Source organism: Neorhizobium sp. NPDC001467 (assembly GCF_050275975.1).
In the GTDB taxonomy this organism is placed as follows: domain Bacteria; phylum Pseudomonadota; class Alphaproteobacteria; order Rhizobiales; family Rhizobiaceae; genus Neorhizobium.
In genome coordinates this window covers 921933-940806 of the sequence record NZ_JBNNPS010000001.1, presented here as the reverse complement: position 1 = coordinate 940806, position 18874 = coordinate 921933, and the positions used below count along the sequence as shown (strand labels likewise).

The window sequence follows — 18874 nt, the reverse complement described above, 5'->3', positions numbered from 1 at the left end:
AGGCCAATATCATGGCGACGATCGAGCTCGAAAGATCTTCCGCCCTGGTGCGGGATCGTGTCGGCAAGCCGAACAGGAGGGCTGTTTCCGCGGCCCTCCGGCAGGCGAGCAGCGTCGCTCTCTGCCTGCTCGCGCCGACGCTTATCCTGCTGCTCTGGTGGCTGAGCTCCACCTGGGAATGGGTGTCGCCCCAGGTTCTTCCGCAGCCTGTCTGGGTCATGCAGACGTTCATCGACCTCCTCGTGAACGGAGACATCCTTGCGGCGGCAGCAGTCAGCTTCCAAAGGATCGCGAAGGGCTTCTTCCTTGGCGCGACAGCCGGGTTCGCTTTCGGGATGCTGCTCGGTCGGTCGACGACGGCGGAGGCATATCTCGGCCCCACTTTCCGGGCCATCGCTGCCGTTCCCTCACTCGGCTGGCTACCCATCCTCATCCTGCTCCTGGGGATCGAGGAATCGCTGAAGATCGTCATCCTCGCGAAGGCCTGCTTCGTCCCGATGGCGATCAGCACAGCCGAGGGAGCGAGGAACCTCCCGGTCAGGCTGGTGGAGGTCGCGGACGTGCTTGGTCTTCGTCGCCGTACCAGGTTCTTCAAGCTCGTCGTTCCCGCCATGGCACCGTTCATCGCCAGCGGCGTCAGACTGTCCTTGAGCCAGGCATTCGTGTCGCTGATCGTGGTGGAGATGCTCGCGGGGACAGACGGGCTCGGCTACATGATGGTCTGGGGGCGCACGCTCTTCCAGCTCGACATCGTCATCGTCGGGATGATCATCGTGGGCGTGGTAGGCTTCGTCCTGGACCAACTCCTCAAGACGGGCGAGACGCTCATTCGCCCGGGAGCCGACAATGGCTAGTCGGCTCTGGCGGATGTCGCGACACGCTCCCCGAGGAGCCGTATTTCCCGGTGCCATTGTCCTGCTTTGGTGGGCGGCGACCTCGTCGGGCTTTCTGCACGGGCCGCTGGTGGTGACGCCTCAACAAGTTGCTGCCGTTCCCTTCAAGGATGCTTCGGGGTCTGCCTTGTGGAGCTCTCTCGGAGCAAGCGTCGCCCGCGTCGTGTCCGGAGGGCTGTTCGGCGGCTTGCTAGGATTAGCGCTTGGCTACATGGCGGGTCTCTACCGTGTCGCCGCACTCGGACTGTCTCCGACGATCCACAGTATCAGGCAGGTCGCCCTCTTCGCGTGGATCCCGCTCCTGACCGCATGGTTTGGAAACGGCGAGGTCACAAAGTTCGTCTTCACCGCGCTCTCGGCGTTCTTTCCGCTGTTCCTGGCTGCCGAGCAAGGTGTGCGCCAGGTCCCGCGTTCGCTCGTGGAGGTCGCGCACGTCACCGGACTGACTTACAGAACCAGGCTGCGGAAACTCTATCTTCCGGCGGCTCTCCCGAGCGTCAACGTGGGTATTCAGATTGCCGTGCTGTCGGCATGGATCGGAACGATCGGTTCAGAATACGCCATCGGGAACGGTCGCGGGCTGGGAAGCTACATCGCCAGCGCGCGCGACCAATTCAGGATGGACATCGTCATCGTCGGGGTCCTTGCACTGGCCGCGGGCAGCGTCCTGCTCAACAGCTTGGTGGGGGCGCTGACGCAGAAACTTTCTCCATGGACCCAGGATGTGAAATGACCGCCGCGGCCGCACTTTCCGTTGAACATGTCTCCAAATCCTATGCCCTGAAAGGGTCTGACCGTCTGGTCCTCAGGGACGTGAACTTTTCCGTTGGCCGCAACGAGATCGTGAGCATCGTTGGTGCGTCCGGATGTGGAAAGTCCACCCTGCTCCGTCTGATCGTGGGACTCGACGACGACTTCCGGGGATCCATTAGCCACGGAGCCGACGCATCTGCGGGAACGCGCGTGGGCATGGTGTTTCAGGACCACAGGCTATACCCCTGGCTCACCGTCGAGGCCAACGTGGCTCTCGCTCTCGACCGTAGTCCGCTGTCCTCCGGCGAGAAGCGGGACAGGGTACGGCACTACATCGACCTTGTCGGGCTTTCGAGCTTCTTGACCGCCTACCCCCGCCAGCTCTCCGGAGGAATGGCGCAGCGCGCGGCCATCGCGAGAGCGCTGGCACAGGAGCCCGACGTGCTGCTCATGGACGAGCCATTCGGCGCGCTCGACTCGATCCTGCGCATGCGTCTGCAGGACGAGCTGCTGGCAATCTGGGAGCGGAACCGCGTCTCGATCGTCATCGTCACCCACGATGTCGAGGAAGCGCTCTATCTCTCCGACCGGGTGATCGTGATGGAGCCCGACCCCGGCAGGATACGCGACATTATTGAAGTAGATCTGGAGCGCCCGCGGGATCGTTCGGCGGCTACCCTGGTCGACCTCAAGAGAAGATGCCTGGGGATGCTCGTAGCTTAGGCGACGGGGCGGCAGAGGTACATAAAACACCCGAATACATTAGCTGTCCCAGCGCCGCGGCCAGCTACTATGACCTGTACAGCTTTCCAAAAGACCTCGCTCGTGGAAGCTCGCGATGCCTTTACCTCTTGGCGTAGGACCACCAGATGAGGCAGCGACCCATTGTCATCCGTTCCGAGCAACTACGTGGAAAACCGTGATCTACCCCAAAGATACTCAAGGCGTTCTACCTACGAACGGTGATGACATGAGCGCGGACGCGACCCCTCATCCGTCCCGGTCCAAAACGTTGATCAAGAGCTTTCGCGACCACTGTCGTGACGGCGTCCAATTCCTCCGGAGCGCGGGCCTCTATCTCACTGCGGAGGGGGGTGCCCTGACAGTAACCCGTGGCGGCATCCATGGCGGAACTGGCCACTGAAACTTTCTCGACCGCGTCGGCCGTCATTTCGCAAAATCCTGCCTCTCTAACGGAGGCGGCGATTGCGTCGATGTCGTGGTAGCCGTGAGGTGTCCGCTCCATGAACTTCGGCGGATCATCCCGAAAGCGGCTCACCAGCACCTCGTTGACGACTTGTACGAACTCATTGTTCGAGATCTGGTCCCAGACGGAGAAGATGTAGGTGCCTCCGGCCCTCAGGACCCTGCAGGCCTCACGATAGCTCCGGAGCTTGTCCGGAAAGAACATGACGCCGAACTGGCAGACGAGAGATCGAAGCTTTCGTCCTCGAATGGGAGAGACTGGGCGTCGGCCTGACGGAAGACAACGTTTCCCTTGCCGCTCTGGAGCCGCGTCGCTTCCTCGAGCATCGGCTGGTTGAGGTCGGTCGCAGTGATCTCGCAGTCATGCGGCAGGCATGAGGCGAGCGCTCTGGTGACGACTCCAGTACCCGCAGCGAGCTCCAGGACGCTCGACGGTGCAAGCCGCTCCACCCGCTCCGCCATATCCTCCGCGTATGGCTCGAACAGCATCGGAACCATGTACCGCTTGTAGATCTCAGGAATGCTGCCTGTGAAGGCTTTGTCGGTTTCCGCCATGCTTCCTCCCGAAGCCGTGGAGATCCATCCTATCGTATCCGGTTGTGGTTCTGAAGGCAGCAGCACCCTCACCTTTCGGAGGATGACTTGGTGCTTCGGCGCTAGAACTGCATGCCACTCTTCCACTTGCCGTACTGTCAACGTTTCAATCAATCTTTAACTCTGTCTCCACACCCTTCTCGAACCGCCTCCGTGCTAAAGACCACGTGTGTCAGGAGCATCCATGGACGGTACGCGTATAAGATTGGCTGAGATCATCGAGGCGCTGAGCAAGGCGCTGGATCTTACCGAGGGCCAGCCACAAGGTCACTGCATCAGGGTCTGCTACATCGGTACGCGGCTGGGAGAACGGATCGGTCTGGACCAGCAGGAGCTGAACGACCTCTACTACACGCTCCTACTTAAGGACCTGGGCTGCAGCAGCAATGCCGCGCGCATCTGCCAGCTCTATCTGACGGATGATCTGACCTTCAAGAAGGACTTCAAGCTGGTCGACGGCAGCCTCGGCCAGGTCCTGCGCTTCGTGATCGGCCACACGGGCATGCGTGCAGGACTTGCAGATCGCTTCCGCGCCATCCTGAACGTCCTGCAGAACGGCGGGCAGTTCGCCACCGACCTGATCCAGACGAGGTGCCAGCGCGGTGCCGAGATCGCGAGGATGATGCGCTTCAGCGACGGTGTCGCCGACGGCATCGCGAGTCTTGACGAGCACTGGAATGGCGGCGGCCAGCCGCAGCAGTTGAAGGCGGACCAGATCCCCCTGTTCTCAAGGATCGCGCTGCTTGCACAGGTGGCAGACGTGTTCTGGGCCAGCGGCGGACCCGAGGCGGCAGCCGAGGAAGTGGCACGCCGTTCAGGATCCTGGTTCGACCCTCGTCTTGCCACAGAGTTCGCACCCTTGGCGGCCGACGCTGGCTTCTGGGTCACTCTCTCCTCTCCAAAGCTGGAGGCTGAGGTTCTAAACAGTGAACCGGGGCAGCAGATCGTCCTGGCCGACGAGGATTACCTCGACGACATAGCGGCGGGCTTCGCCAAGGTCATCGATGCGAAGAGTCCCTACACGTCCGGACACAGCGAACGTGTCGCCCTCTTCACCGACCTCATTGCCGAGGAGATGGGCCTCGACATCGAGAACCGCCGTCTTTTGAAGCGGGCAGCGCTCCTCCATGACATCGGCAAGCTTGGGGTCAGCAGCACCGTGCTCGACAAGCCAGGGAAGCTTGATGGGGACGAGTGGGAGCAGATGAAACGTCACTCCGAGTTCTCGGAAAACATCCTGTCGAACGTCGATGCCTTTGCCGGAGCGGCTCTTATTGGCGGCGCACACCATGAGAGACTTGACGGTACGGGCTATCCCAGAGGTCTGACCGCAGATGCCATCCCGATGGAGGTTCGCATCGTCTCGACGGCCGATGTCTTCGATGCTCTCACCGCCGACCGTCCATACCGTGCCGCCATGCCCGTCGCGGAGGCTATGGAGATCCTGTGGCAGGGCGCGGGTAAGTCGCACGACCCCATCTGCATCGAGGCCCTGGAGAGGGCGCTGGCGAGGACAGCATTGGCGAAGCATCTCCAGGATGAAGCCACTCCGGAGTTCGCTGCCGCTTAGGAGCGATCGCCTCCTTCACGTTCTCCAGGCTCCGTATTCTTCGTCTCCTACAGGAACTGCTACTTTTCGGTGTGGCTGGGCGACTGGAACCCACGCAGTCTGGGACGGGTTGTCGGATGATCTTCAGCAGGAGGCGTTAATGGCAACATGGATGCAGGCTGCACTCTGGGGCCTGCTCGGAGGCTCCGCTCTCGTTCTCGGCGCTGCCATTGCCTTCTTTGCCGATCTTCCACAGCGGGTCATAGCTTCGGTGATGGCGCTCGGTTCCGGAGTGCTCATCTCCGCAGTCGCCTTTGAGCTGATGGACGAGGCGTTCGCTCGCGGCGGCTTTGACTCCACCGCGGCAGGGTTCGTTGCAGGTGCCGCAGTCTATACCGCCGCGAACGTCTATCTCTCTCGCCGCGGCGCTAAACACAGAAAGAGATCAGGCTCGAACGAGGACCAGAAGCAGCAGGAAGCGACAGAAGGATCCGGACTGGCGATCGCTGTCGGCGCGCTGCTCGATGGCATCCCGGAGTCGATCGTCATCGGTGTCAGCCTTCTGGGCGGAGCCGGCGTGAGCCTCGTGACCGTCTTCGCGATCTTCCTGTCGAACGTGCCCGAGGGGCTCGCGAGTGCGGCGGGCATGCGTAAGGCAGGACGTTCTCCATTCTACATCTTCGGCGTCTGGGGCGGCATCGCCATAGCCTCCGGCCTAGCAGCCCTCTTCGGTAACGTCGCACTGGCAGGAGCGAGCCCGGACGTCATCGCCGCGACGACTGCACTGGCTGCGGGAGCGATACTGGCCATGCTTGCCGACACCATGATTCCGGAAGCCTTCGAGGAGACCCATGAGTATGCGGGCCTCATCACGGTCTTCGGGTTTCTGCTGGCGTTCATCCTGTCGAAGGCGGGCGGATGAAGCCTGTGCTACAGAACGCCGCCTTCCCTGAATCTCATCCGCGCGCTGGCCAGGAGATTACCCTTCCGGCGAACAACGCGAGCCAGACGAGGAACGGCTGCAGGGGCAGACGGGCTCCGTGATACAGCCACTGCAACAAGGATGCCGAAGAACCGCTGAGGCTGTCATGGGCGTGCTTGAGGTTGGCGGGGAGAACGCAGACGGCGTAGACGGCAAGAGCGATGGCGGCATACCGCGATAGGCGCGGCAAGAGCAATCCAATGGAGCCTAGTAGCTCGCAGAGTCCCGTCAGGACAACGACGTCTTCAGGATATGGCACCCAATCCGGTACAATGCTTAGGAACGGCTCAGGGAAGGCAAGGTGCAGGATGCCAGCCGTACCATATAAAAGCGCCAGAAAGAGACGGGAGCGACGTCGCCAGGTCCCCAGCCCGGTGCCAGACTCAGCCAAGGAGGCTTCGCGTTGCCCGGAGTCGTGGGGCGGTCGTTGCGCCGACACCTAATCGAGCGTCAGAACCGAGCGGAACGGAAGAACATGAATGACGTCACCTGCCTCGTTTCTGATTTCGAACTGGTCGCCATCCACAATCTGTCCTTTACTCACCCCATCCGCCAGAACCTCCCGGGCGGCAAGCACCGCCTCCTCCAATGCGGCTGTATTGGAGGGAAGCTCGACTCCCTCGGGGTCTTCTTCAAGCGAATTGGGTTTGCGGTTGTGGAAGAAATAGCGTGGCATTGATGACCTCTACTTGCCATCTCAACCCGCTCTGCTTTCGGATGTTCCCTCGCTTCAACAAACGGAACGGGAAACTCGGTTAGCTACCGTATAGTGGTGAACGAGCGCGTCGCTTCCGCGTTGGTAAGAATAAGTGCGCGACGAGACGCAACGCCGGGAAGCCAAGCTTGGGCGCCTTACTTGAAGCCGAGCAGAGAGCCACGTGCACTCGCCTGTAAGAGGCTGCTCGACACGCCGCCCGGGCGCGAATTGGTAGATTTTCTGTTTCAACCACTGTTAATCAAGGCGCCAGCAGCACTAGCGGCAACCACTAACGCAACGCCGAAGAACTGACCTGATGTCAGTGACTGCCCGAGGATGATGGATCCGGTCACCGCTGCGATCGCAGGCTCGAGGCTCATCAGGATTCCGAAGGCGGCGGCCCTCATCCGTCGCAGCGCGACATATTCTAAAGCATAGGGAAGCAGCGGAACGAGGAACGCAAGCAGAGCGGTAATCACAGCCAGTTCAAGCGTTATCCCAGGCCCGACCTCTGGGAGGCCGAGGGGTGTCGCCATGGCACCTGCAAAGGCCAAGGAAACGGCCAGACCCTCCAGTCCCGAGAAGAGCTGGCCAACGTGCTTCATGAGGAGGACGTAGCCGCCCCAGCCGACAGCCGCACCCATTGCAAGGACCACGCCGATGATCTCGCCAGGCCATGTCGTGCCGTCCCAGGCAAGGCAAAGGACTCCAGCCGCGGCAATTACGGGGCAGAGGAACCGTAGTCGCCCAATGCCGTAAAGCGTTGCAATAGTCAGCGGTCCAAGGAAATCGATCGCAACCGCCAGTCCCAACGGGATCCGCTCGATCGCGGCGAAGAAGCAGAGCGTCATAGTCGCCATGGAACCGCCGAGTGCGGCCGCCGCAAGCCAATGTCGACGCTCATAGGTTCGAACGCGGGGGCGCACGATAAGGTTCAGGGCAACAGCGGCGATGCAGAGCCTCAGCCAGGTGGTGCCGAAAGAACCAAGGTCCTGCATGACGGACTTGGAGAGTGCCGCGCCTATCTGGACGCTGAACATCGATAGGATGCACAGCACGATCCCCATTGTGGCGTATGTAACTTCACGCTGCCCTGAAGCTGGTGATGCGGGACTGTGGCCTCCTGCTGTCTTCGATTCAGACACTGACATGCCCCACGCCATACACCTGCATGTTGCCTGTGTCTCGAGGGCGCTCGTTCCACAGCGAGAACTCGACGAGCGTCCATCCGCGGGGATCAAATGCTGCGACGACAGAAGCGGCACCGTTTTCAAGTAGCGCTTTTGCGGCGCCGATCGCGGCAAATCTGACTTCAGAAAGATCGCTGTGTGGAGGTATATCTGACAACCGTCTTGACGCGAACTGCGCTCTAACAACGTCATCTGAAAACTGCTGATGCCAGACGATCCAGGTAGACACGGTCGGCCACCCGAAAGCGCTGCTGACACCCCTGAAGCCCGGTCCACTGAGGAAGGCGTCCATGCCTTCAGGTCTCTCCCAGAGATAGAAAGGGGCATAGAGGTTTTCGGTGCTTCCGCCGTCTCCTCTCTTCGCTGTCAGATAGGCTTTGAAGCCCAGGTTGGGAAACCCATCGAGCTTGTGCCCGTTGTCCCTGATGCGACGGTCGATGATCGACATGTCGTAGTCCGCCGGGAGCGTGAAGCTGTACTGCATGGCGATCATCTCGGCTCCTCCACATCCTGAAACCAGTCGACGTTACGTCCGTCCATCCAAGGCTGAACCGAAAGATAGCTGAAGGAGCTGTGGGCTGCTGCGCCATGCCAGTGTTTCTCGCCAGAAGCGAACCAGACCGCATCTCCGGCCTGCAACTCCTCGACGTCCCCGCCTTCAACTTGTGCAAGGCCTCGCCCCGACAAGACATAGAGAAGCTGACCTTGCGGGTGAGAATGCCACTTGGTTATTGTCCCCGGCGCAAGGTCGGCGCGGATGGCAGCCAGATCTCCGTCGCCACATCCCTCAACAAGATTTTCGAACCAGAATGTGTTCGTGCTGATGCCGTGCGGCGACTGAGCAGCATTCCCGGCTCTGCGGATTGTCATCTGGTTCGGGTTGAGCCTGTTCATCTGTACGACTCCGCGCCGGGGGCTACCTGCTCCTGGGCCACCATCTGCGCCAGGCCATCTCCGAAAGACCACTCGTCCGCACCACTCGTGCTGATGACGATCATCAGGTTCTTCGGCTCGAGACCGGGATCGTTCTGAAGTTCTTCCGCAGCTCGCTTGAAGAATGCTTCACGGATCATGGTGCTGCGGGGTCTCCCAGCAGTGATAGCGACGAGAACGAAATGGTCTGAACGCGGACCGGCAGGGTAGTTTCGATCGAAGATCATCTCCGCTGGATCGTGCTGGTGGATGATCTGGAAGCGATCGTTCTCCGGTACCTCGTACTCGGCAACCAGCGCACGGGGATACCGTCTGCCAATGCCCGGACGTAATGTTCCGACTTTCCCCTGATCAGGGAGATTCTGACGAAAGGCATAGCGCCCTCCTGTGTTGATGTTTACACCCCTACCGTTGCATGTCATCTGGATCCCGAAAATCGCATATTTCCGAAGCTTCAGTTCGAAAAAACAGGACGATGAAGAGAAAGCTGAACCTGGACCTCGATGTCATCCGCACGTTTGTTGTCGGGATGGATGCCGAAAGCTTCGCCAAAGCAGCGGAGCGGTTGGGACGTTCGACCTCGGCGGTGAGCGCTCAGTTGAAGAAGCTGGAAGAGCAGACGCAGACTCCGTTGTTCCGGAAGTCGGGCCGTGGTCTTGCCCTGACGGACGCCGGAGAAACGATGTTCGCCTACGGCAGGAGACTTCTCGAGCTCAACGACGAGGCCGTTGTCGCCGTGCAGGGCGTACAACTCGAGGGGTGGGTGAGGCTTGGCCTGCAGGAGGATTTCGGAGAGACGCTTCTTCCGGACGTGCTAGGCCGTTTCAGCCGCGCGCATCCGAAGGTCAAGGTCGAGGCACGCGTGTCCCGCAATGCTGAACTGGTCGATGCCGTCACCAGCGGCAGGCTTGATCTCGCGCTTGCCTGGAGCAACGGGGCGACCACCGCGCACTGCCAGCCGCTCATGAAAGTGCCGCTGTGCTGGATTGGAAGTCGCCAGTATCTCGATCTTCTCCGTCCGGACGAACCTGTCCCGCTTCTGGCTCTTGATAACCCGTGCCTGATGCGCGAGATCGCCACACGCGCTCTCAACGACGCGGGGCGGCCGTGGCGCATTGCTTTCGTCGGCTCGAGCCTTGCCAGCCTCTGGGCGGCAGCAGCCGCAGGCCTTGGCATCACTGTGCGGACAAGCCTCTGGCTTCCAAACAAGGTCGATCAGCTCTCGCCCGTTGACGCCGATCTTCCGCCATTGCCATCCTTGGGGTTGACGCTGCATCGGTCCCAGGCAGAGCTGCCATCAGCGGCGAACGCGCTCGCGTCCATTGTGGCGACCAGCCTTTCGTCATCGATCTGACGTGATGGAGCAGATCAATACTGCAGTCAGGTTGCCGCTGTTCCAGTTGCACCTATCATCAAGATGTCGCACTTGTACCCGGTAGGCCTCAAGAAGACGGGAGGGTTCCGCCGGGACCGACGTCTTTCCAATCAGCCAGATGAACTTCTGCGACCTCGGCGGCCTTCGTATCCGTCAGGAAGCCAGCGCTGAGGATCCCCCTGACCACCTCCTGATAGGAAGCTGACCGCTCCAGCATCTCGACATCATCCATCGATCGCCAGAAGGAGGTGACGAGACAGGTGCTTCCGCTCCTCGACATCACGACGCCGACATAGCCCGGCTGCTGCCTGAACATCGGCAGCGAGACTGATCGCGCAAACTCCTCGTACTCGTCCACCCGAGCAAGATCGAGCGTTGCCTTCCAGGTACGGGCAATCATGTTGTAGTTCCCAATGCCTGCACAAGTTCATCGGTCCGCAGCACGTTGGCAAACTCGTGGCGAAGCGTGGCCACATGGATCCGGTGCACTTCTTCCGCAGGAATACGTTCGCCCTGCCCGTCCTGCATGTCGAAGCAGTCGCATGCGTCCTCGACGAGGATGACCCGGTAGCCAAGGTTCGACCCGACCCGAACGCTAGTTGATACGCACATGTCCGTCGAGATGCCGAAGATAACCACGGTGTCGCACTTCATCCGACGCAGGCGCAGGTCCAGGTCAGTGCCGATGAAGGCTGCGTTGACGCTCTTCCGGATCACTGCCTCCCCTTCCTGCGGTTCAAACCCAGGTCTAAGCGCATTCCCGGGAGCCTCGGGACGCAGCCTCGAGCCGGGTGTGACACTATCGTGGCAAACGTGAATGACCGATCTGCCGGATGAGCGCCAAGCTTCCAGAACCCTTAGTCCATTGCGATCGATCTGGCCGTTCCAGCGCTTCGGCCATTGCGGTTCATCAAATGCTTGCTGCATGTCTATCGGAAGCAACACAGCATTATCGGGTAGATTGTTCATGTTCGCTTTTCCTTTATCCTCCCGACAGGTAGTTGCTTTTGTGTCCGGTTTCGCCGAACAAGATGCCGGAACACGGGACAAACGACCGCTTTAGGAGAGAGCCACAGGATGAACGACCTTGATGAGAAGGACAGGCTGCTTCTTGGGGCACTGCGCGCCGACGCCCGGCAGAGCCTCGTGGAGCTTGCTCGGCACGCTGGCCTATCCCGCAGTGCGACCCATGAGCGTGTTCGTCGGCTTGAGGCCAAAGGTGTTATTGCTGGCTACACCGTCAGACTTGGAGCAGACAGGGAAGCACCAGGGGTTCAGGCGTTGGTCGCGATATCGTTCCAGGCGGGACGGAACTGCGACCACGTGGTGCCACACCTGACCGGGATCCCGAACGTCGTCACCTGCTGGTCACTTGCAGGTTCAACTGACCTGATGCTTCTCGTCGAATGTGCATCCAATGCAGAACTGGACAACGTGCGCCGTCTAGTCGCAACGACCCCCGGCATCGCCACTGTACAGACGCATGTCGCCCTGAGAACCCACTTTGACCGAAGGACCTGACAATGGTCGAGAAGATCATCGTAAGCGCCTGCCTGCTGGGCCGTCCGGTTCGCTACAACGGGACCGCCAGACTCACAGGACATGAACTGCTCGAGCGGTGGCAACGCGAGGGACGGATTGTCAGTATCTGTCCGGAGCTGACGGCCGGGTTCGCTGTTCCTCGTCCCCCAGCAGAGATAGCGCTTGGAAGTTCCGGGGAGGCTGTCCTGCAAGGTTGTGCCAACGTGATAGAGGCGACCGGCCTGGATGTGACGGCGCTTTATGTGGCAGGAGCTCACGCGACGCTGGCGCTGGCCCGTGAGCATGATTGCCGCTTTGCTCTCCTGACGGACGGCAGCCCCTCTTGTGGCAGCGGATTCATCTACGACGGCAGCTTCAGGGGGCAAACGCATGGCGCGGCAGGTGTGACCGCTTCGCTGCTCCGTAACCATGGAATCAAGGTGTTCTCTGAGTCCCGGATCGACGAGCTTCAGTCCTGTCTGAGCAGTCAGGCTGGCAGGTCAAAACGGAGTCTCGCCGAAGCGACTCGTGACGATGGGTACAAAGTCTGAGGAACACTCAGCTTTACTGCCTATTGTAGCTCCCGTAGTGATCAGCAGGAGACGACCATGACCGAGGACCTTTGGGACAAGCCAGTCGAGTTGATGATCGAGAGCTCGGACCACTTCCATCGTGTCAGCAACAGCCGCGAAGCGGTGGCGTGCATCAAGAAGTCTTGGCCAAAGGAGCATTGCAAGCTTGCTGCGACTGCCAAAAAGGCTTGCCTTCTTGCTATCGAAGGCAGAGCCACCAGCAGCCAAGCTCAGGCTGCCTTCCTGCAGGCAGCCGAGAATGCCGGGATCCTGCGGCACTAGGAGACGGCCACTACGACAGCCTTAAGAAGCGGACGTTGTGTACGACAATCGGTAGTGCAGCCGGACACATCCCTTGTCCAGCGCCTTGGCGCTGATCAATTCGGGGCTTGATCTGAATCCGGTCAGCGGAAAGAGGGCCCGCCCAGCGCCGAGCAGCTCCGGGATGATGTAGATCTCGATTTCATCGAGCGCACCACGCTCCATGAACGCCATCTGCAACATCCCGCCGCCAAGCATCCAGACATCACCGCCGTCGAGCGCGCGAAGCTCAGCGATAAGGTGATCGACATCAGCCCTCACCTCAAGTGCGCCTTTGGGATCTTCAATGGGTCGCGATGTAACAACGATGACACGTTGCTCACCGTATGCCCAGGGCGCCGGATGGCTGGCGATGAAGTCATAGGTGCCGCGGCCCATGACAACGGTCCGGATCCCCTTGATGAAGGTGCGATAGTCGTGTTCGCCCAGATCCATCTCGTCATACTTGTAGAGCCAGTCGAGATCATCGTTCTCGCCTGCGATCAGGCCATCCAGGCTGGCGGCAATGTAGCCAACAATCTTTGCCATCAACGTTTCCTTGATTTATAAGTGAATGAACGTTTATATATCTCTATGCCCAGACACAAGACAATCCCCGACGAGCAGGTACTCGACACTTTGTTCGAGCTGATGATGCAGACAGGACCCGATGGACTGACCCTTGCTCGCGCTGCGCAGGCTGCAGGCCTGTCGGCGGCAACATTGGTGCAGCGATACGGCAACCGGGAACGTCTGGTTGAGGCGATCCTTCTTCAGGCCTGGGACCGACTGGACGCACAGACGCAGGCCGCAGACAACGAAGAGGACTTATCTCCTGAAGGGGCCGTCAAGCTTCTTCTGCGCCTGATGCCTCCGGACACGGCGGAGCGCAATGCCTCTGATGGTCTCCTCCTTCTACGGGAGGACATCCGCAACCCCAAGCTTCGTGCAAGAGGTGCTGCTTGGGGCCAAGCGCTCGTGTCAGCCCTGGGACGGCGGCTGTCGACAGATAAACGTGAGGCCGACCTGCTCGGCTGGCAGATGGCTACTCTCTGGCAAGGCGCACATACCTGGTGGGCGTTCAATCAGTCAGTTCCCGCAGATCGAGCGATCCGGCAGGCTTTGGAGGCTTGGGTGCGAAGGCTTTGACTAACTGAGGTATTACCACCCGCTCCTCGCGATGGCGCGCATCGCGAGGAGCCTCACTAACCCGGACATCGCCTGCTGATCCTAAAGGATTCACCCTGAATCAAGCTCCGGTTCCCAGACAGCATCTCCTGTTCCGGTTCCTGCATCGGATCAGGATGAGAACTCGGCTGCAACCGATCCTGTCGGCAACGCCCAGGCGAACCGCTCCTACGGCTGCGGAACGGAGGCTGCCGCAATGAGAAGATTGGCAAGGGCCGTCATGAGCTGCGCGTCGACGAATGGTTTCTGGAGCAGGATGCTGTTCGGCACACCGTTCGCTGACCATTGGGAGGCGCTGTCTCCGGTCATATAGATGACGGGCATCGCTGGCGCCAGTTCGCGTGCGCGACGCGCCACATCCCAGCCTGTGGAGCTTCCCGGCATCCGAATGTCGGTCAACACGGCGCAGAACCGGGCTGCATCGGTCTCGAGTTCAGTGATGGCCTCGTCTCCCGTACGTGACGAGACGAAGTCGAAGCCACCGTCGGAGACAAGGTCCTCGACCGCAATGGATACGAGCGCGTCGTCTTCGACTATGAGAATGAGATGTCTGCCTGAACTCAATGCGGTGGCCCCGTTTACGCCCACATCATAAGCAATTGCTCAACCGGACGCCAGAACGTGCTGCTGCGTACGTAGTTCCCACTGTCTGCGCTCCCGACGAATCTTGCGAGGTGTCCGGAGAAACAATGCGATCCCTCCTGCCCTCCCTTGTCTCAATCACCTTGGTGGGATCACCCTCGGACGTTCGTGCCTCGAATCATGCGGCAGGCAAGTTCATGTCGGACTGCCTTCAGGATGGACCGAGCTTAACCAAGACGGTCGACAAGGCGAAGTGGGAGGAATGGAAACCGATTGCAGCCGACATGGCCATGGCGTTCACGCCCGTCGGCGAACCGACCTCCATCGAAGGCTGGCTGGTCAGGAACGGTGAAGGCGAGTCTTTCGAAGCCGTCGTCGTCTCCAAAGCCGGAACGGCTGGCAAACAGGTGGAAGGCTGCACCACGGCATACTCGGGACGCGAAGCGAGCGCCTTCGAGAAGTTCCTCTCCACCACGGTGCAGACGAAGGCTCTCGGCGAGGAAATGGGCAAGGATATGGTTTACAAGCGCTACGCCCGCGACCGTTGCAGGCCGCGCCGTCGCCATCACGCTTCCTGGTTACCCCAAGGATAGCGACCAAGTGCTTGCAAGTGCAGTTGCGGAGGTGATCGTGGCGAACTGAGGCGTGTCAACATCAGCGCTCAGCTACAGGAGCTCGAAGGTCACCCATCGCTAGACCGGAGGGCGGCGGGGCGGCACTGGCTGGCGATGCACGATGCTGGTCTTCGTCCGGGCGACGTCGTGCAGCGGGCCGAGAAGCCTGTCGAGCTCTCCGATCTCCCGCATGAGGAGCCTGGCGACGAAGCAGTCTTCTCCTGTGACGACGGAGCAATCGACGATCTCAGGCATGTCCTGCAGGACCTTCTCCACCGCTCGAAGCTTGCCTGGTAACGGCTCTACCCGAAGAACAGCCTCCAGGTGGAAACCAAGGGCTCGAGTGTTCAACCGGATGGTGAAGCCCTCGATGATTCCCACGTCCTCCATCCTGAGGATCCGGTCGCGAACTGCAGGGGCAGTCATGCCAATCTGCGCGCCGATCGTCCGCAGGCTGACCCGGGAGTCGTCCAGCAGGAGGTCGATGATCGCCTTGTCCGCGTAATCGAGGATGTGCTTCGTCATGTAAGGTCTTTCGATATGTCCACTTAACGAATCTAGTTATATTGAATCCGCACACCTAACGACCGGTGGGTACAGCAGAACGATAAGCGGGTAACATGTGCCCGACAACAGGGAGCGGCCCATGCGGATTCACAAAGTTACAGCGTTCACGGAAAAGGGTTCGGGTGGAAATCCAGCAGGTGTCGTCCTTGCGGACACGCTGCCGGATCGGGAGACCATGCAGCGTATTGCAGCCGAAGTTGGATACTCGGAAACGGCGTTCACAGCACCGTCTGGAGGACGCTGGCTGACCCGCTACTTCTCCCCCGAGAGCGAGGTTCCCTTCTGCGGTCATGCGACGATCGCCTTGGGAGCGGTCATGGCGGAGGAGATAGGAACTGGACTCTACCAGCTCTCCCTGTCCGGAGGCGAAATCGAAGTGGAAGCATTCGTGAAGGAGGGGACAGGTCATTCCACCCTTCGCTCGTTGCCGACCCGCAATGCACCTGCTCCGGGCACGCTTGTCGAAGAAGCAATCGCGCTTTTCGGGTATCCGGCAGAAGCACTGGATCGTGACCTGCCGCCACGGCTGATGAATGCCGGAGCCGAGCATCTGCTTCTCGCTTTGGACACTCGCGCGCGCCTGAGCAACATGAGCTACGATCTCGAGAAGGGTCGAGCATTCATGCGTCGCCACGGCCTTGTCACCGTAGCGCTCGTCTGGCGCGAGTCCGAGCACCTGTTCCACGCGAGGAACGCCTTCGCCTCAGGGGGAGTCATCGAGGATCCGGCGACTGGCGCGGCTGCGGCGGCTCTGGCCGGTATGCTGCGGGATCAGCGCATACTGAATCAGGGCGAACTGACCATCCTGCAAGGAGCAGATATGGGTCGGCCTTCACGTATCTCCGTTCGCTTCGATTCCTCGGCCGGAAGTCCCGTCTTCGTCAGCGGCGCTACGGCGAAGATCAACTAGCCCGTATAGTGCACGACTTCAGCGCACCGAGCCTACGGGGACGTCTTTCCCAGCCTCGATGGCAACCCAGCGCCCAGAGTTCGTCGACGACTGGCGCTTGACGAAGGTATAGTGGATCTCGTTCCAGGGTCGCACCCTGCCGTCGAGATTGTCGAGGACGAAGTCGCCCCGGGCCGTGCGGACGGTCAGCACCGCATGCCCCTCGCCGTCGGGCTTGCGAACCGTCGTCAGCAGGAGATCCGAGAGCGACCAGCCCTTCTCTGCGAGTTCACGGCGCTTGAGGAGCGCGAAGTCCTCGCAGTCACCTTCCACGGTGGGGTAGCTCCAGAGCTCATCGACCCCGTGCATCTGCCTGTCGGGCTTTTGGCGTATCCTGGCGTTGATCGAGGAATTCACCTCCCCGACCGCCGCCCACTCGGCCTCAGAAGGATCGCGCGCTGCTTCCGGGGGCGACAGCTTCCTGCACTCTTCAGGATCCTTGATGCACAGGTCGTAGTGCCCGATGGGCTGCGTGGCGCCAGCGCCGACAGGCATGCTCGTTGCCGTGGGCATGTCGGCCAGTGCCGCCCATGCGGGCGCAAGTGCGGCTGCGGCAATAAGAACCGCGATCTTCGAAACACTCACGCATTCGTCCCCGTCTTCTTGATGGAAGACTGAGCCGGGTTCGACGCACGGTCAATTTGCGAACTCTCACCCGTGAGGTATCGCGTTCGGCACCGTGCGCGGCATCGGCGGTAGCAAGCATTGCTGGATCCGGGTGCCGCGCTAAATCCTCCCGAAGCGCACGGGCTCCCGCGCCCGGTTGGACCGTCTGTGCGCAAAAATTAGGATTTCATAAATGGGTCTTCTCGACGGCATTCTGGGACACGGAAGCACCGTGGATCCCAAAGAACTGGAAAAGCGCCTCAACGGAGTGCTCATCGACGGAGAGCAGGTTCAGCTTGCCTTCAAGCTGATCCGTGACTTCTTCGTGTTCACCCAGTACAGGATCATAATGGTCGACATCCAAGGGATGACCGGAAGCAAGGTCGACTACGTGTCGATCCCTTTCAAGGCGGTCACTCGCTTCTCGGTGGAGACGGCCGGAACCTTCGATCTCGACGCGGAGCTGAAGATCTGGGTCTCCGGGACCGACCAACCGATCCAGAAAACACTCAAGAAGGGCACGGATGTCCGGGCCATCCAACGTGCCCTTGCCTCGGGCGTGCTACGATAGACGATATCCAACCGTGTAGACGTCTTATTCTGTCGCTGCACTGAATTGATGGAGGCTGCCAGAGAGCGGGGCCATGAGTATTTTAACGAGGAAGTAGATCATGGGGAAGCGGATCGTTTTCACCGGAGGGAGCGGGAAGGCAGGTCGCCACGTCCTGCCCTACCTGACTTCGAAAGGGCATCAGGTTCTGAATATCGATCTCGTGCCATCAGATGAGCCGGGGATCAACACGATCCATGCCGATCTCACCGACAGCGGCGAGACCTTCAACGCATTGTCGATGCATTTCGACTTTGCCGGATTGGAAACAGGATTGGGCCCGGCTCCGGTGGACGCCGTCGTGCATTTTGCAGCGGTGCCGCGAATCCTGATCCGCCCTGACAACGCGACCTTCGCTGCCAACACGATCTCGACCTACAACGTGATCGAGGCAGCCGTGAAGCTCGGCATCCGCAAGATCGTGATCGCCTCCAGCGAGACCACCTACGGGGTCTGCTTCGCGGAAGGAGACAAGGACTATCATTCCTTCCCCCTGACGGAAGATTATGACGTCGATCCGATGGACAGCTATGGCCTCTCGAAGGTCGTCAACGAGAAGACTGCCCGAGCCTTCGCCATGCGGTCAGGCGCTGACATCTATGCGCTCAGGATCGGCAATGTCATCGAGCCTCACGAGTACGAGAAGTTCCCGAAGTTCCTCGCGGACCCGCCATCGCGAAAGCGCAACGCCTGGAGCTACATCGACGCCCGCGACCTCGGGCAGATCGTTCACCTCTGCGTGGAGAAGGACGGCCTCGGCTTCCAGGTCTTCAATGCGGTCAACGATACGATCACCGCATGGGAGCCGACACGGGAATTCCTGAAGCAGTGGGCACCCGAAACGCCGGTGCTTGAAGAACTCGATGACTTCGAAGCGCCAATTTCCAATCGCAAGGCCCGGGAGGTTCTCGGGTTCAAGGAAGAACACGATTGGAAGAAGTACGTGTCGCGGAGTTAGGTGGCTTGGACTTCAGCGCGGAAGTCCGCTCTTGTAGTGTGCAGCGGAGATCACGTACCGGGCTGACGGATAGGCGCGTTCATTCCCAGCAGGAGTGAGACCAGCTCCACCTGTCGGCGCGTTCCCGTCTTCCTCAGAATGTTCTTGAAGTGGGTACGAGCCGTCTCGGTGCCGATGCCGAGCTCCATGGCGACTTCGGGTGCGGACCCACCCCCAAGAAGTGCTCGCGCCACCC

General features: G+C 60.4%; 26 protein-coding genes and 2 pseudogenes. 14 read left to right on the top strand and 14 right to left on the bottom strand.

Annotation, left to right across the window (positions count from 1 at the left end):
- The first annotated feature begins 11 nt into the window (after positions 1-11).
- From ACQKKX_RS04725 to ACQKKX_RS04715, 3 genes are read left to right on the top strand one after another with little or no spacing between them, the layout of a single operon-like run.
- On the top strand, positions 12-854 hold the full coding sequence (locus tag ACQKKX_RS04725; protein ID WP_427569245.1) for an ABC transporter permease: 843 nt from the start codon (positions 12-14) through the stop codon (positions 852-854).
- On the top strand, positions 847-1626 hold the full coding sequence (locus ACQKKX_RS04720; RefSeq protein ID WP_427569244.1) for an ABC transporter permease: 780 nt from the start codon (positions 847-849) through the stop codon (positions 1624-1626). The genes ACQKKX_RS04725 and ACQKKX_RS04720 overlap by 8 nt, the downstream gene beginning before the upstream one ends.
- Positions 1623-2369 (top strand): ABC transporter ATP-binding protein, encoded by a 747-nt coding sequence (locus tag ACQKKX_RS04715; RefSeq protein WP_427569243.1) that lies wholly within the window; start codon positions 1623-1625, stop codon positions 2367-2369. The genes ACQKKX_RS04720 and ACQKKX_RS04715 overlap by 4 nt, the downstream gene beginning before the upstream one ends.
- Positions 2370-2595: 226 nt before the next feature.
- Here the strand turns inward: ACQKKX_RS04715 and ACQKKX_RS04710 are convergent.
- Positions 2596-3407: pseudogene (locus ACQKKX_RS04710) on the bottom strand (class I SAM-dependent methyltransferase).
- Between the two features lie 223 nt (positions 3408-3630).
- Between ACQKKX_RS04710 and ACQKKX_RS04705 the strand changes: the two are divergent.
- Complete coding sequence (locus ACQKKX_RS04705; protein ID WP_427569242.1) at positions 3631-5016, top strand: HD-GYP domain-containing protein; 1386 nt, start codon at positions 3631-3633, stop codon at positions 5014-5016.
- 139 nt (positions 5017-5155) lie between these two features.
- Positions 5156-5917 (top strand): ZIP family metal transporter, encoded by a 762-nt coding sequence (locus ACQKKX_RS04700; protein ID WP_427569241.1) that lies wholly within the window; start codon positions 5156-5158, stop codon positions 5915-5917.
- A gap of 34 nt (positions 5918-5951) precedes the next feature.
- Here the strand turns inward: ACQKKX_RS04700 and ACQKKX_RS04695 are convergent, their stop codons facing one another.
- The 6 genes and pseudogenes from ACQKKX_RS04695 to ACQKKX_RS04670 form a co-directional block, all read right to left on the bottom strand.
- On the bottom strand, positions 5952-6416 hold the full coding sequence (locus ACQKKX_RS04695) for a DoxX family protein (RefSeq protein ID WP_427569240.1): 465 nt from the start codon (positions 6414-6416) through the stop codon (positions 5952-5954).
- Positions 6417-6653 (bottom strand): DUF6894 family protein, encoded by a 237-nt coding sequence (locus tag ACQKKX_RS04690; RefSeq protein ID WP_427569239.1) that lies wholly within the window; start codon positions 6651-6653, stop codon positions 6417-6419.
- Positions 6654-6919: 266 nt separating this feature from the next.
- A complete protein-coding gene (locus tag ACQKKX_RS04685) occupies positions 6920-7825 on the bottom strand; it encodes an EamA family transporter (protein WP_427569238.1) in 906 nt (301 codons plus the stop codon).
- Positions 7812-8357: a DUF4865 family protein gene (locus ACQKKX_RS04680; RefSeq protein WP_427569237.1), complete on the bottom strand. Its 546-nt coding sequence runs from the start codon at positions 8355-8357 to the stop codon at positions 7812-7814. The genes ACQKKX_RS04685 and ACQKKX_RS04680 overlap by 14 nt, the downstream gene beginning before the upstream one ends.
- Positions 8354-8758 (bottom strand): cupin domain-containing protein, encoded by a 405-nt coding sequence (locus ACQKKX_RS04675; RefSeq protein ID WP_427569236.1) that lies wholly within the window; start codon positions 8756-8758, stop codon positions 8354-8356. The genes ACQKKX_RS04680 and ACQKKX_RS04675 overlap by 4 nt, the downstream gene beginning before the upstream one ends.
- Positions 8755-9173, bottom strand: a pseudogene (locus tag ACQKKX_RS04670) (tautomerase family protein). Before ACQKKX_RS04670 ends, ACQKKX_RS04675 begins: the two are co-directional and overlap by 4 nt.
- Positions 9174-9272: 99 nt before the next feature.
- Between ACQKKX_RS04670 and ACQKKX_RS04665 the strand changes: the two are divergent.
- The gene (locus ACQKKX_RS04665; protein ID WP_427569235.1) at positions 9273-10151 is read left to right on the top strand and encodes a LysR substrate-binding domain-containing protein; all 879 of its coding nucleotides are present in this window, start codon (positions 9273-9275) and stop codon (positions 10149-10151) included.
- Between the two features lie 88 nt (positions 10152-10239).
- Here ACQKKX_RS04665 and ACQKKX_RS04660 read toward each other — a convergent pair whose 3' ends face one another.
- Complete coding sequence (locus ACQKKX_RS04660; protein WP_427569234.1) at positions 10240-10572, bottom strand: antibiotic biosynthesis monooxygenase family protein; 333 nt, start codon at positions 10570-10572, stop codon at positions 10240-10242.
- Positions 10569-11141 (bottom strand): cysteine hydrolase family protein, encoded by a 573-nt coding sequence (locus ACQKKX_RS04655; RefSeq protein WP_427569233.1) that lies wholly within the window; start codon positions 11139-11141, stop codon positions 10569-10571. The genes ACQKKX_RS04660 and ACQKKX_RS04655 overlap by 4 nt, the downstream gene beginning before the upstream one ends.
- 108 nt (positions 11142-11249) lie before the next feature.
- Here ACQKKX_RS04655 and ACQKKX_RS04650 point away from each other — a divergent pair, with 108 nt between their 5' ends.
- From ACQKKX_RS04650 to ACQKKX_RS04640, 3 genes are read left to right on the top strand one after another with little or no spacing between them, the layout of a single operon-like run.
- Positions 11250-11693, top strand: a complete 444-nt coding sequence (locus ACQKKX_RS04650; protein ID WP_427569232.1) for an Lrp/AsnC family transcriptional regulator — start codon at positions 11250-11252, stop codon at positions 11691-11693.
- Positions 11694-11695: 2 nt separating this feature from the next.
- Positions 11696-12244 (top strand): DUF523 domain-containing protein, encoded by a 549-nt coding sequence (locus tag ACQKKX_RS04645; RefSeq protein WP_427569231.1) that lies wholly within the window; start codon positions 11696-11698, stop codon positions 12242-12244.
- 57 nt (positions 12245-12301) lie between these two features.
- Positions 12302-12547 carry a DUF982 domain-containing protein gene (locus tag ACQKKX_RS04640; protein ID WP_427569230.1) on the top strand — a complete coding sequence of 82 codons (246 nt, stop codon included), beginning with the start codon at positions 12302-12304 and terminating at the stop codon, positions 12545-12547.
- Between the two features lie 21 nt (positions 12548-12568).
- On the opposite strand, the gene ACQKKX_RS04635 is transcribed toward ACQKKX_RS04640, so the two are convergent.
- Positions 12569-13114, bottom strand: coding sequence for a dihydrofolate reductase family protein (locus tag ACQKKX_RS04635; RefSeq protein ID WP_427569229.1), 546 nt, complete (start codon positions 13112-13114; stop codon positions 12569-12571).
- 45 nt (positions 13115-13159) lie between these two features.
- Here ACQKKX_RS04635 and ACQKKX_RS04630 point away from each other — a divergent pair, with 45 nt between their 5' ends.
- Positions 13160-13714 (top strand): TetR family transcriptional regulator, encoded by a 555-nt coding sequence (locus ACQKKX_RS04630; protein WP_427569349.1) that lies wholly within the window; start codon positions 13160-13162, stop codon positions 13712-13714.
- 207 nt (positions 13715-13921) lie between these two features.
- Here the strand turns inward: ACQKKX_RS04630 and ACQKKX_RS04625 are convergent, their stop codons facing one another.
- On the bottom strand, positions 13922-14317 hold the full coding sequence (locus tag ACQKKX_RS04625) for a response regulator (RefSeq protein ID WP_427569228.1): 396 nt from the start codon (positions 14315-14317) through the stop codon (positions 13922-13924).
- A gap of 215 nt (positions 14318-14532) precedes the next feature.
- Here ACQKKX_RS04625 and ACQKKX_RS04620 point away from each other — a divergent pair, with 215 nt between their 5' ends.
- Positions 14533-14928, top strand: coding sequence for a hypothetical protein (locus tag ACQKKX_RS04620; protein ID WP_427569227.1), 396 nt, complete (start codon positions 14533-14535; stop codon positions 14926-14928).
- A gap of 99 nt (positions 14929-15027) precedes the next feature.
- Here the strand turns inward: ACQKKX_RS04620 and ACQKKX_RS04615 are convergent, their stop codons facing one another.
- Entirely contained in the window at positions 15028-15474 is a 447-nt protein-coding gene (locus ACQKKX_RS04615; RefSeq protein WP_427569225.1) for an Lrp/AsnC family transcriptional regulator, read from the bottom strand.
- Positions 15475-15595: 121 nt separating this feature from the next.
- On the opposite strand from ACQKKX_RS04615, the gene ACQKKX_RS04610 reads away from it, so the two are divergent.
- On the top strand, positions 15596-16426 hold the full coding sequence (locus ACQKKX_RS04610) for a PhzF family phenazine biosynthesis protein (RefSeq protein ID WP_427569223.1): 831 nt from the start codon (positions 15596-15598) through the stop codon (positions 16424-16426).
- Between the two features lie 18 nt (positions 16427-16444).
- On the opposite strand, the gene ACQKKX_RS04605 is transcribed toward ACQKKX_RS04610, so the two are convergent.
- Positions 16445-17050: a transglutaminase-like cysteine peptidase gene (locus tag ACQKKX_RS04605; protein WP_427569222.1), complete on the bottom strand. Its 606-nt coding sequence runs from the start codon at positions 17048-17050 to the stop codon at positions 16445-16447.
- 214 nt (positions 17051-17264) lie between these two features.
- Here ACQKKX_RS04605 and ACQKKX_RS04600 point away from each other — a divergent pair, with 214 nt between their 5' ends.
- Both ACQKKX_RS04600 and ACQKKX_RS04595 read left to right on the top strand, forming a co-directional pair.
- A complete protein-coding gene (locus ACQKKX_RS04600; RefSeq protein WP_427569220.1) occupies positions 17265-17642 on the top strand; it encodes a PH domain-containing protein in 378 nt (125 codons plus the stop codon).
- Positions 17643-17742: 100 nt separating this feature from the next.
- Positions 17743-18639: an NAD-dependent epimerase/dehydratase family protein gene (locus ACQKKX_RS04595; protein ID WP_427569218.1), complete on the top strand. Its 897-nt coding sequence runs from the start codon at positions 17743-17745 to the stop codon at positions 18637-18639.
- Positions 18640-18689: 50 nt separating this feature from the next.
- On the opposite strand, the gene ACQKKX_RS04590 is transcribed toward ACQKKX_RS04595, so the two are convergent.
- The gene (locus tag ACQKKX_RS04590) at positions 18690-18872 is read right to left on the bottom strand and encodes a helix-turn-helix transcriptional regulator (protein ID WP_427569216.1); all 183 of its coding nucleotides are present in this window, start codon (positions 18870-18872) and stop codon (positions 18690-18692) included.
- Positions 18873-18874 lie beyond the last annotated feature (2 nt).